The following is an 11,555-nucleotide window of genomic DNA, read 5'->3' on the forward strand; positions in this document are numbered from 1 at the left end:
AACCAGAATTACAGTTTCTTCGCTTTTTCCACGGCTTCTTCGATAGAACCCACCATGTAGAAAGCCTGCTCTGGCATATGGTCGAATTCACCTTCCATGATGCCTTTAAAGCCACGGATGGTATCTTTCAGCGACACGTATTTGCCCGGTGAACCGGTGAAGACTTCTGCCACGAAGAACGGCTGGGACAGGAAGCGCTGCATCTTACGAGAGCGTGCTACCACCAGTTTGTCTTCTTCTGACAGTTCGTCCATACCCAGGATGGCAATGATGTCTTTCAGTTCCTGATAACGCTGCAGCAGTGACTGAACGCCACGTGCAGTGTCATAGTGTTCCTGACCAACAACCAGTGGATCCAGCTGACGGCTGGTAGAATCCAGTGGGTCAACCGCCGGGTAGATACCCAGGGAAGCGATCTGACGGCTCAGTACCACGGTTGCATCAAGGTGCGCAAAGGTGGTGGCTGGTGACGGGTCAGTCAAGTCATCCGCAGGGACGTAAACGGCCTGTACAGAAGTGATTGAACCGGTTTTGGTTGAGGTGATACGTTCCTGCAGAACGCCCATCTCTTCCGCCAGCGTTGGCTGATAACCTACCGCAGAAGGCATACGACCCAGCAGAGCGGAGACTTCCGTACCGGCCAGGGTGTAACGATAGATGTTATCGATGAACAGAAGCACGTCACGACCTTCGTCACGGAACTTCTCAGCCATAGTCAGGCCGGTCAGCGCAACGCGCAGACGGTTTCCTGGTGGCTCGTTCATCTGGCCATAGACCAGGGACACTTTATCGATAACGTTGGAGTCGGTCATTTCGTGGTAGAAGTCGTTACCCTCACGAGTACGCTCACCTACGCCCGCAAATACCGAGAAACCTGAGTGCTCTGCCGCAATGTTACGGATCAGCTCCATCATGTTTACGGTTTTACCCACACCCGCACCACCGAACAGTCCCACTTTACCGCCTTTGGCAAACGGACACATCAGGTCGATAACCTTGATGCCGGTTTCCAGCAGTTCCTGCGAGTTAGACTGATCTTCGTATGAAGGTGCTGCGCGGTGAATTGCCCAACGCTCTTCTTCGCCGATGTCGCCTTTCATATCGATTGGCTCACCCAGCACGTTCATGATACGGCCCAGTGTTGCCACACCAACAGGTACTTCGATCGGGTGCTTCAGGTCAACCGTTTCCAGGCCACGCTTCAGGCCATCGGAAGAACCCATGGCGATGGTACGAACCACGCCGCCGCCCAGCTGCTGCTGAACTTCCAGCACCAGACGAACATCACCATTTTTAACCTCAAGGGCGCTGTACACTTGTGGTACTGCGTCCTGAGGGAATTCGACGTCAACTACGGCGCCGATTACCTGGACAATCTTTCCAGTAGCCATCTTGAATCCTCTACCTAATTCGTTTATACCCCGCCCGCATGCAACGCAGCAGGGTATACCTGGTTAAACCGCGGAGGCCCCACCGACAATCTCGGTAAGTTCCTGGGTGATGCTGGCCTGACGAGCCTTGTTGTATACCAACTGCAGCTCTTTGATCAGGTTTCCGCCGTTATCGGTCGCGGCTTTCATCGCCACCATTCGCGCGGCCTGCTCGCTGGCCAGGTTTTCAACAACACCCTGGTAAACCTGAGACTCGACGTAGCGACGCAGTAATGTGTCCAGCAGCGCTTTCGGATCGGGTTCATACAGATAATCCCAGGTACTCTTCTTCACAACGCCTTCCGCATCATCTGCTGGCGGTAACGGCAGCAGCTGTACGATCTGTGGAGACTGAGACATGGTGTTGATAAATTTGTTGCTGACAATGAACAGCTTGTCGAGACGGCCTTCATCGTAAGCTTGCAGCATCACTTTGACCGGACCAATCAGGTCAGACAGGGCAGGTTTATCGCCCATACCGTTTACCTGAGCAACAATGTTGCCACCGACAGAACTGAAGAATGACAGACCTTTAGAACCAATAATCGCCAGATCGCTCTCGACGCCTTTATCAGCCCAGGCTTTCATATCCGCCAGCACTTTTTTGAACAGGTTAATGTTCAAACCACCACACAGCCCGCGGTCGGTAGATACGACCAGATAGCCAACGCGTTTAACGTCACGCTCTTCCAGGTATGGGTGCTTGTATTCCAGATTACCTAACGCAATGTGACCAATCACTTTGCGCATGGTCTCTGCATAAGGACGGCTGGCCGCCATGCGTTCTTGCGATTTACGCATTTTGGAGGCGGCGACCATTTCCATCGCTTTGGTGATCTTCTGCGTGTTTTGCACGCTGCCGATCTTACTACGTATCTCTTTTGCGCCGGCCATAAGCTTCTCCTCAAAGCCTTGCGGCCTGCCCCCGAAAGGACAGGCCGCCAGACATTACCAGGACTGGGTTGCTTTAAACGTTTCGAGGAGGCCTTTCAGCTTCTCTTCGATTTCGCCGTTATAGTTACCAGACTGGTTGATATCAGCCATCAGCTCTGCGTGATCGCGATCCGCAAATGCCAGCAGTGCCGCTTCGAAGCTACCGATTTTCGCCAGTTCGACGTCATTCAGGAAGCCGCGTTCAGCAGCAAACAGTACCAGACCCTGCTGTGCGACAGACATCGGCGCATACTGTTTCTGTTTCAGCAACTCGGTCACTTTCTGACCATGGCTTAACTGTTTGCGGGTGGCTTCATCCAGATCGGATGCGAACTGAGAGAACGCAGCCAGTTCACGATACTGTGCCAGCGCGGTACGAATACCACCGGACAGTTTCTTGATGATCTTGGTCTGAGCAGCACCACCAACACGAGATACCGAGATACCCGGGTTAACCGCCGGACGAATACCGGAGTTAAACAAGTTGGTTTCCAGGAAGATCTGACCATCAGTAATCGAGATTACGTTGGTTGGAACGAACGCAGAAACGTCACCCGCCTGGGTTTCAATGATAGGCAGTGCAGTCAGTGAACCGGTTTTACCTTTCACTTCACCGTTAGTGAAACGCTCAACATAGTCGGCGCTCACACGAGAAGCACGCTCCAGCAGACGGGAGTGGAGGTAGAACACGTCGCCAGGGAAGGCTTCACGGCCTGGTGGACGGCGCAGCAGCAGAGAAACCTGACGGTAAGCAACAGCCTGTTTAGACAGGTCATCGTATACGATCAGTGCATCTTCACCGCGGTCACGGAAATATTCGCCCATCGCGCAACCGGCATACGGTGCCAGGTATTGCAGTGCAGCAGACTCAGATGCGGTCGCTACCACAACGATGGTGTTAGCCAGCGCGTTGTGTTCTTCCAGCTTACGTACCACGTTAGCGATAGTAGAGGCTTTCTGGCCGATAGCGACGTATACACATTTGATGCCTGAGTCGCGCTGGTTGATGATCGCATCGATCGCCATTGCGGTTTTACCGGTCTGACGGTCACCGATGATCAGCTCACGCTGGCCACGGCCGATAGGAATCATTGCATCGACAGATTTGTAGCCGGTCTGTACAGGCTGGTCTACTGACTGACGATCGATAACGCCAGGAGCAATCACTTCGATCGGTGAGAAACCGTCGTTGTCGATAGCGCCTTTACCATCGATAGGTGCACCCAGGGTGTTCACCACGCGACCTAACAGGCCACGGCCAACCGGTACTTCCAGGATACGGCCAGTACACTTCACCTTCATGCCTTCGGCGAGGTCAGCGTATGGGCCCATCACCACTGCACCTACAGAGTCACGCTCCAGGTTCAGTGCGATTGCGTAACGGCTGCCCGGCAGGGCAATCATCTCACCCTGCATCACATCGGCCAGGCCGTTGACGCGGATGATACCGTCACTTACAGAAACGATAGTACCTTCGTTGTGAGCTTCGCTCACTACATTGAACTGAGCAATGCGCTGCTTGATCAGTTCGCTGATTTCGGTGGAATTCAGTTGCATATGCTCCAGTCCCCTTAAGACTGCAAGACGTCTGCGAGGCGTTCAAGACGACCGCGTACGCTGCCGTCAATGACCATATCACCCGCTCGGATGATTACGCCCGCCATTACAGACTTATCAATTTTGCAATTCAGCTTAACTTTGCGTGACAGACGTTTCTCCATCGCGCTGCTGATTTTGGTCAGCTGTTCGTCACTCAATGCTGCGGAAGAGATAACTTCAACCTCAGCGGTCGCATCATGTGCGGCACGCAGATGGATGAACTGTTCCAAAACATCGGCAAGCGCCGGCAAACGTTTGTTTTCGGCCATCACCTTGATCAGGTTCTGACCGGCTTCGTCGAGTTGGTCACCACAGATTGCGATGAACGCTCCAGACAACGCTTCCGGCGCCAGAGCGCCGGAAAGAAGTTCGGATACTTGTTCATTGCCAGCCACTTCGGCCGCAAACGCCAGCATTTGCTGCCAGCGATCAATACTTTGGTGTTCAACCGCAAAGTCAAAAGCGGCTTTAGCGTAGGGGCGAGCTACGGTAGTAAATTCAGACATCAGCCCCTCCCTTACAGTTCAGCGACCAGTTTATCAACGATGTCGCTGTTAGCAGCTTCATCCACGGAACGTTCAATGATTTTCTCGGCGCCGGCAACAGCCAGCATCGCGACCTGCTTACGCAGCTCTTCACGTGCACGTTTGCGTTCGGCATCAATTTCTGCCTGCGCCTGAGTGACGATCTTGCTACGTTCCTGCTCAGCCTCAGCTTTCGCTTCGTCCAGGATCTGCGCACGGCGTTTGTTCGCCTGCTCGATGATGACCTGAGCGTCTTCTTTCGCTTTCTTCAGCTGATCGGTCGCATTAGCCTGCGCGAGATCCAAATCTTTCTTGGCACGTTCAGCGGAAGCAAGGCCTTCGGCAACTTCTTTCTGGCGCTTTTCGATAGCGGCCATAAGCGGCGGCCATACGTACTTCATGCAGAACGCTACAAACAGGATGAACGCGATAGCCTGGCCGAGGATTGTTGCGTTAATGTTCACAGCACAATGCCTCTTGTTAAGTTAACGTTTTCTGCCGCTGTCATTAACAGCGGCAGAAGCCGTTCATCGCCGTACATTACACACAGCGATGAACAAACGGTTTTACGCGACAGCAAACATCACGTACAGACCCAGACCAACAGCGATCATCGGGATTGCATCCACCAGACCCATTACAACAAAGAACTGCGTGCGCAGCAGAGGAATCAGATCCGGTTGGCGTGCGGCGCCTTCCAGGAATTTGCCTCCGAGGATGCCGATACCGATCGCAGCACCGATTGCCGCCAGGCCCATCATCACAGCGGCAGCCATGTACAGCAGATCCATATTCAGGTTTTCCATGACAGTCTCCAGTTTGTTTCAGTTAAAACGCAGTAGTGTTGAGAAAAAATCAATGTTCTTCAGATGCCATCGACAGATAGACAATCGTTAAGACCATGAAAATGAAAGCCTGCAGCGAAATGATCAGGATGTGGAAAATGGCCCAAGGCACATTCAGAATCCACTGTGACCACCACGGCAACAGACCGGCAATCAGGATAAAAATCAATTCCCCCGCATACATGTTTCCGAACAGTCGCAGACCCAGAGATACCGGTTTGGACAGCAGGCTCACACCTTCCAGAATCAGGTTGATCGGAATAAACACAGGGTGGTTGAAGGGTTGCAAAGTCAGCTCTTTCGTAAAGCCGCCAATGCCTTTCATCTTGATGCTGTAGAACAGAATCAAAATAAATACGCCAAGGGCCATCGACAACGTGACGTTCACGTCAGCAGAAGGCACCACACGCAACGCTGGCAGACCCAGATAATGCTCACCGATATACGGCAGCAAATCGATAGGCAGCAAGTCCATGAAGTTCATCAGGAACACCCAGACAAAAATCGTCAGGGCCAGCGGAGCGATAAGTTTGCTTTTACCGTGGTACATGTCGCGCACGTTGTCGTCAACGAAACCAACAACTAACTCAACAGCGGCCTGTAATTTACCTGGTACGCCACTGGTCGCTGATTTCGCCACTTTGCGAAACAGCACCAGGAACACCAGTCCCAGCACCACAGAGAAAAACATGGAGTCGATATTTAATACCCAGAACGACGGAGCGTCGTGCGGATTCACTAGCTCGAAGGTACGCAGGTCAAGCTGAAGGTTTTTCAGATGATGACCTATGTATTCTTGCGGCGTAGAGATTTCTCCTGCAGCCATGATGCCTCTTACCCTTTGTTGTTAATTACAGCCGGTGCGACGATTTGCACAATCAGCACCGATAACCAGGCCAGTCCCAGCGGCGTAAACGCCGCCTTAAACACTCCCAGCGCCACAATAATCACGAGAATCGTAACGAGAACTTTTAGCGCTTCACCTAACGCAAAAGTCCAGGCAAGCCGCCCCGTCACTTCGTGCCCCGCCTGGTGACGCCAGGCAAAAATCATAAACAACACGTTTGGCAGCCAGGCTGCCAGTCCACCCGCAAGGGCGGACACGCCCCACGTCAGATCTTTAAGGGCAAACAGCGCACCGATTACGACGAAGGTCACCAACTGTAACAACAGGATGGTTCGGGCAAATTTCACTCTGTAAAGGGACACTGACATGACGCTGAAACTCTCCTGCCCCGATAGGGGTATGTCGCGTGTCGTATAAAACTGCCTTTGCTCTTTTGAGTCAAGCAGCAAAAACCGTGCAAATTATACGGTGCGCACCTGTGATTTCAATCGATAAGTAGAGAAAAGGTGAACAATTATTTAAATTTCTTTCCGGAAACCTATTTTCCAAAACCAATGACAAAGGAAGCTTATCGACTTTTTACGGCAATGCGCGACATTCCTTGCTCGCAAAGCGTGCGGAAGATCACAAATTAGCAATGTAACGGAGAACAATTAAACAAACATCTGGATGAATTTGAGTAATAACCGATTTAAAAACTCCATAAATTCATCAAGATAGCCGCGTAATTTGTGGAAAAAGGCACTTTTAATGATTAAAAGGTATTATTGACATCTGTAGCAAATATTTAACATCGACAAGGCCATGACTTGCGCCAATTTATTAGGAGGAGATATTTTCATGTGTGACTATTTGCACCCTAAAATATTGCAGAAAATATGACTCAAGTGATAACCAAATGTGAAATTAACGTTAAATGTAACAGAGATTGTCAGATAATGACTGACGAATGATTTAACCTGATGGTAACAGCTCCGTCCAGGCAAATTTTCACAAAAAAGATCGGCAGGCACGCACATTAAGAATACTCGCATGGATATCAGGCGGCTTTAACGCAGAAAACCATATAGTTTCAGAGGTTAACTACCCTCCTTAATCCAGATGCAGTGACAGCGCAAAAGAGGCTTTTCCGGCAAAAAAACCGCCAGCGACGATAAAACACGCTGACGGGCCTTTATTTTGCCAGCCTGAATCAACGGGAAGGGGCAATGACCACCAGATGACGCTCACCTTCCAGCTGTGGAACGCGCAGCTGAGTGACATTTTCCACCCGATAACCGTCAGGTAAGGCGGCAATTTCCTCTGCTGGCATCACCCCTTTTAACGCATAAAAACGGCCCTGACTGCCCGGTAAATGGTGGCACCAGTTGACCATATCCGTCAGCGAGGCAAAAGCCCGACTGATGACACCATCAAAGGGAGGCTCGGCGGGAAAGTCCTCTACCCGGCTCTGTACCGGCTCAATGTTACTCAGCTTCAACTCATGCTGTACCTGCTTCAGGAAGCGGACACGCTTCCCCAGGCTGTCCAGCAGCGTAAAGTGCGCCTGAGGGCGGACAATGGCCAGCGGGATGCCGGGCAGACCCGGCCCAGTGCCGACATCAATAAACCGATCGCCTGACAGATGAGGTTCCACCACGATACTGTCAAGAATATGGCGAATAAGCATCTGCTCAGGGTCACGCACTGATGTCAGGTTGTAGGCTTTGTTCCATTTATGCAGCATAGAAACGTACCCGACCAGCTGTTCTTTCTGCTGATCGGACAGCGATATTTGCGCGCTTTTCAGCAGGGCGGAGAGTTTATTAATCACAAAGAGGTCCCGTAGGGTCGGGCAGGCCCGACCCGTATTTCAGGTCAGGCGCTTTTGCGCAGCAGGCCCTGTTTTTTTAGATAAATAAGTAAAATCGAGATAGCGGCTGGTGTAATACCGGAAATCCGTGATGCCTGACCAATCGATCCCGGTTTATGATCGTTAAGTTTAGCGATCACTTCGTTAGAAAGGCCACTCACCTGACGATAATCGAGATCCACCGGCAGCAGGGTATTTTCATTACGCAGCTGGCGGTCAATCTCTTCCTGCTGCCGGACAATATACCCTTCGTATTTCACCTGAATCTCAACCTGCTCAGCGGCCTGCGGATCGGCCAGCGCCGGACCAAAGCTGCTGAGTGTCATCAGGTTCTGATAGGTCATCTCCGGACGGCGCAGCAGGTCTTCACCGCTGGCCTCTTTCGTCAGTCCCGCACTCAGCAGCGTATTGACCTCTGCCACACACTCTGACTTTGGATGCACCCAGATATCGCGCAGGCGCTGACGTTCCAGCTCAATGCTTTCCAGCTTCTCGTTAAAGCGTGCCCAGCGGGCATCGTCCACCAGACCGAGCTCACGGCCTGCCGCGGTCAGACGAAGATCGGCATTATCCTCACGCAGCATCAGACGATATTCAGCACGTGAGGTGAACATACGGTAGGGCTCTTTAGTACCAAGGGTGCAGAGGTCATCAACCAGCACGCCGAGATAGGCCTGGTCACGACGCGGTGCCCAGGTTTCTTTGTCTGCAGACAGACGACCGGCGTTCAGGCCCGCCAGCAGGCCCTGAGCAGCCGCTTCCTCGTAGCCGGTGGTGCCGTTGATCTGTCCGGCAAAGAACAGACCCTCAATAAATTTGCTTTCCAGTGTGGGCTTCAGATCGCGGGGATCGAAGAAATCATACTCAATGGCATAGCCCGGGCGCACAATTTTGGCGTTTTCCATTCCCTGCATTGAGCGGACGATCTGCATCTGAACATCAAACGGCAGGCTGGTAGAAATGCCGTTAGGATAGATTTCGTTGCTGGTCAGGCCTTCCGGCTCCAGGAAGATCTGATGCGCGTTACGATCGGCAAAGCGCATCACTTTGTCTTCGATCGACGGGCAGTAACGTGGGCCAATGCCTTCGATCACACCGGCATACATCGGGCTGCGATCGAGGTTATTGCGGATCACATCATGGGTTTTCTCGTTGGTGTAGGTGATGTAGCACGGCACCTGCTGAGGGTGCTGACTGACATTGCCCATAAACGAGAATACGGGCATTGGCGTATCGCCATGCTGCGGAGCCAGTACGCTGAAATCAATGGTACGGGCATCAATGCGTGGCGGTGTACCGGTCTTCAGACGTCCGACACGCAGAGGCAGCTCACGCAGACGCTGTGATAACGAGATCGACGGCGGATCACCCGCACGGCCACCACTGTAGTTATCCATTCCGATATGGATTTTACCATCGAGGAAGGTACCAACCGTCAGCACGACGGCTTTGGCACGGAACTTCAGACCCATCTGGGTAACAGCACCCACGACACGATCGTTTTCGACAATAAGATCCTCGACCGCCTGCTGGAAGATCATCAGGTTAGGCTGATTCTCCAGTGCGGTACGCACAGCCTGTCGGTACAACACGCGATCGGCCTGAGCTCGGGTCGCCCGTACCGCAGGTCCTTTGCTGGCGTTTAGTATCCTAAACTGAATACCGGCCTGGTCAATGGCATGGGCCATCAGCCCACCCAGTGCATCCACTTCTTTTACCAGATGTCCTTTCCCGATGCCGCCGATCGCCGGATTGCAGGACATTTGTCCCAGCGTGTCGATGTTATGGGTTAATAACAGGGTTTGTTGACCCATACGGGCAGCGGCCATCGCGGCTTCCGTTCCCGCATGACCACCACCGATTACGATGACGTCAAAAGGATCTGGATAAAACATGGTACTGCACCTCGCGGTTTGTGCGAATTAAGGGAGTGTTGCTGAGGGCGTGGATTCTACTCAACTTTAGACGATGGCGAAAGCGCCGGGATCTTCGTGTATTAAAAAGAAGATCTTTTTTATTTAGAGATCTCTTTATTAGATCTTCTATTAGGATCGACGATCTCTGTGGATAAGCCTTTTTTGCTGATAAGGATCAACTGATTAGAGAGGATCATTAGCTGTGAATGATCGGTGATCCTGCGCCGTATAAGCTGGGATCTAAATGGCATGTTATCCACAGGTACCGGCAAGAAGCAAAGTTGTTATTGGGATAAACACCGGTTATTACCGGGTATTGAGTCATGTTATCCACAGTCGACTGCGGTAAAACCAGGCAAAAAAGAGCAATATTTACAAAACTCAGGATCGGAAAAGCCTCTTTTTGTTGATCGTACCGACGATCGCTGTCCGATCCCCGGTGGGATTAGATCCTTTTTTCCCAGCTTTCTACCCACACACCTGCAGGATCTTCCGGAATCTCATGTTGCAGTACATCAATATCCAGGCGATCACCAATACGCTGTGCGCCCAGAGAGGTCAGCAACTGGTCAAACTGTTCAATGGCACCACAGAATAAATCGTATTCCCGGTTACCCAGACCCACCGCGCCAAAGCGAAGATGGCTCAGATCGGGCTGCTGTTCCTTTATGGCATCAAACAACGGCTGAATGTTGTCCGGCAGTTCACCTGCACCGTGCGTTGAACAGACCACAATCCATATGCCTTCCGTCTTCAGTTCTTCCAGCTCAGGCCCGTGCAGGGTTTCCGTGGTATGCCCCGCCTCTTCCAGCTTCTCAGCCAGATGATCGGCTACATATTCTGAGCTGCCTAAGGTACTGCCACTGATTAAGGTAATGTCGGCCATGATGGGATCCCTGAGTCATTAAGGGCAGCATTGTACTCTGTGATCTGCCTGGGATCTACCTGTGGAAAAGTAGGGGATTTACGATGAATGATGGCGGGCGATCTGACTGACCATTTTCGAGCCGGGCAGTGCTCAAAATCCTCACGTACGCATGTATGCTCAGATTCTTGTGCGCTGGCCGTCTCCACACTGACTGCGGCGATATACGTCATGAGGAAAAAGAGAACACATTCTGCTGTGGATAACCTTATGCACCGATCACGGTTTGATCGTGCGCATAATCGGGTTCTGCAGGGAGATAAGCGTTTCGGTTGACTGGATTTCGTCGATGGTCTGGATCTTATTGATCAACACCAGCTGCAGGGCATCGATCGAACGGCACATCACTTTAATAAAGATGCTGTAGTGACCGGTGGTGTACCAGGCTTCCACCACTTCTTCCAGCTGCTCCAGCTTCGCTACGGCAGCGGGGTAGTCTCTGGCGCTTTTCAGGATGATGCCGATAAAGCAGCAGACATCATAGCCCAGCTGTTTAGGGTCGATCTCCACGCGCGTGCCTTTGATGATCCCTGCCTGTTTCATCTTCTCGACGCGGACGTGAATGGTCCCCGGGCTAACGTTAAACTGCTTGGCCAGCTCTGCATAGGCGGTTCGGGCATTTTCCATCAGCGCGTTCAGGATCCCCCGGTCGAGACTGTCGGGCTGCATATTGTCAGGCATGGT

At 52.0% G+C, this 11,555-nt stretch carries 12 protein-coding genes; all 12 read right to left on the bottom strand.

Translation table 11 applies throughout. From position 1 onward, the window contains the following. Window positions 1–8: 8 nt before the first annotated feature. The 12 genes from atpD to asnC all read right to left on the bottom strand — a co-directional run bounded on the left by atpD (window position 9) and on the right by asnC (window position 11,552). On the bottom strand, window positions 9–1,391 hold the full coding sequence (atpD, locus tag EPE01S_RS07980) for a F0F1 ATP synthase subunit beta (RefSeq protein ID WP_062744102.1): 1,383 nt from the start codon (window positions 1,389–1,391) through the stop codon (window positions 9–11). Window positions 1,392–1,454: 63 nt separating this feature from the next. Further along, window positions 1,455–2,324: a F0F1 ATP synthase subunit gamma gene (gene atpG / locus EPE01S_RS07985; RefSeq protein WP_062744103.1), complete on the bottom strand. Its 870-nt coding sequence runs from the start codon at window positions 2,322–2,324 to the stop codon at window positions 1,455–1,457. Between the two features lie 54 nt (window positions 2,325–2,378). Beyond that, window positions 2,379–3,920 carry a F0F1 ATP synthase subunit alpha gene (gene atpA / locus EPE01S_RS07990; RefSeq protein WP_062744104.1) on the bottom strand — a complete coding sequence of 514 codons (1,542 nt, stop codon included), beginning with the start codon at window positions 3,918–3,920 and terminating at the stop codon, window positions 2,379–2,381. A gap of 14 nt (window positions 3,921–3,934) precedes the next feature. Continuing rightward, window positions 3,935–4,468, bottom strand: coding sequence for a F0F1 ATP synthase subunit delta (gene atpH, locus EPE01S_RS07995; protein ID WP_062744105.1), 534 nt, complete (start codon window positions 4,466–4,468; stop codon window positions 3,935–3,937). 11 nt (window positions 4,469–4,479) lie between these two features. After that, on the bottom strand, window positions 4,480–4,950 hold the full coding sequence (atpF, locus tag EPE01S_RS08000) for a F0F1 ATP synthase subunit B (RefSeq protein ID WP_062744106.1): 471 nt from the start codon (window positions 4,948–4,950) through the stop codon (window positions 4,480–4,482). A gap of 102 nt (window positions 4,951–5,052) precedes the next feature. After that, window positions 5,053–5,292, bottom strand: coding sequence for a F0F1 ATP synthase subunit C (atpE, locus tag EPE01S_RS08005; RefSeq protein ID WP_003849523.1), 240 nt, complete (start codon window positions 5,290–5,292; stop codon window positions 5,053–5,055). A 49-nt stretch (window positions 5,293–5,341) separates the two neighbouring features. Next, window positions 5,342–6,157, bottom strand: coding sequence for a F0F1 ATP synthase subunit A (atpB, locus tag EPE01S_RS08010; protein ID WP_062744107.1), 816 nt, complete (start codon window positions 6,155–6,157; stop codon window positions 5,342–5,344). 8 nt (window positions 6,158–6,165) lie between these two features. Next, on the bottom strand, window positions 6,166–6,546 hold the full coding sequence (gene atpI, locus EPE01S_RS08015) for a F0F1 ATP synthase subunit I (protein ID WP_062744108.1): 381 nt from the start codon (window positions 6,544–6,546) through the stop codon (window positions 6,166–6,168). Between the two features lie 824 nt (window positions 6,547–7,370). Beyond that, window positions 7,371–7,991, bottom strand: a complete 621-nt coding sequence (gene rsmG / locus EPE01S_RS08020) for a 16S rRNA (guanine(527)-N(7))-methyltransferase RsmG (protein WP_062744109.1) — start codon at window positions 7,989–7,991, stop codon at window positions 7,371–7,373. A 44-nt stretch (window positions 7,992–8,035) separates the two neighbouring features. Further along, window positions 8,036–9,925: a tRNA uridine-5-carboxymethylaminomethyl(34) synthesis enzyme MnmG gene (mnmG, locus tag EPE01S_RS08025; protein WP_062744110.1), complete on the bottom strand. Its 1,890-nt coding sequence runs from the start codon at window positions 9,923–9,925 to the stop codon at window positions 8,036–8,038. Between the two features lie 466 nt (window positions 9,926–10,391). Beyond that, window positions 10,392–10,832: an FMN-binding protein MioC gene (gene mioC, locus EPE01S_RS08030; RefSeq protein ID WP_062744111.1), complete on the bottom strand. Its 441-nt coding sequence runs from the start codon at window positions 10,830–10,832 to the stop codon at window positions 10,392–10,394. A 258-nt stretch (window positions 10,833–11,090) separates the two neighbouring features. Further along, complete coding sequence (gene asnC / locus EPE01S_RS08035; RefSeq protein ID WP_062744112.1) at window positions 11,091–11,552, bottom strand: transcriptional regulator AsnC; 462 nt, start codon at window positions 11,550–11,552, stop codon at window positions 11,091–11,093. Window positions 11,553–11,555: the final 3 nt, after the last annotated feature.

The organism is Erwinia persicina NBRC 102418 (genome assembly GCF_001571305.1).
Classification (GTDB): Bacteria; Pseudomonadota; Gammaproteobacteria; order Enterobacterales; family Enterobacteriaceae; genus Erwinia; species Erwinia persicina.

What these genes read in the sequence shown, in the direction of transcription:
- atpD (WP_062744102.1), bottom strand. Translation starts at nt 1,391, where the DNA reads ATGGCTACTGGAAAGATTGTCCAGGTAATCGGCGCCGTAGTTGACGTC.
- atpG (WP_062744103.1), bottom strand. Translation starts at nt 2,324, where the DNA reads ATGGCCGGCGCAAAAGAGATACGTAGTAAGATCGGCAGCGTGCAAAAC.
- atpA (WP_062744104.1), bottom strand. Translation starts at nt 3,920, where the DNA reads ATGCAACTGAATTCCACCGAAATCAGCGAACTGATCAAGCAGCGCATT.
- atpH (WP_062744105.1), bottom strand. Translation starts at nt 4,468, where the DNA reads ATGTCTGAATTTACTACCGTAGCTCGCCCCTACGCTAAAGCCGCTTTT.
- atpE (WP_003849523.1), bottom strand. Translation starts at nt 5,292, where the DNA reads ATGGAAAACCTGAATATGGATCTGCTGTACATGGCTGCCGCTGTGATG.
- atpB (WP_062744107.1), bottom strand. Translation starts at nt 6,157, where the DNA reads ATGGCTGCAGGAGAAATCTCTACGCCGCAAGAATACATAGGTCATCAT.
- atpI (WP_062744108.1), bottom strand. Translation starts at nt 6,546, where the DNA reads ATGTCAGTGTCCCTTTACAGAGTGAAATTTGCCCGAACCATCCTGTTG.
- mnmG (WP_062744110.1), bottom strand. Translation starts at nt 9,925, where the DNA reads ATGTTTTATCCAGATCCTTTTGACGTCATCGTAATCGGTGGTGGTCAT.
- mioC (WP_062744111.1), bottom strand. Translation starts at nt 10,832, where the DNA reads ATGGCCGACATTACCTTAATCAGTGGCAGTACCTTAGGCAGCTCAGAA.
- asnC (WP_062744112.1), bottom strand. Translation starts at nt 11,552, where the DNA reads ATGCCTGACAATATGCAGCCCGACAGTCTCGACCGGGGGATCCTGAAC.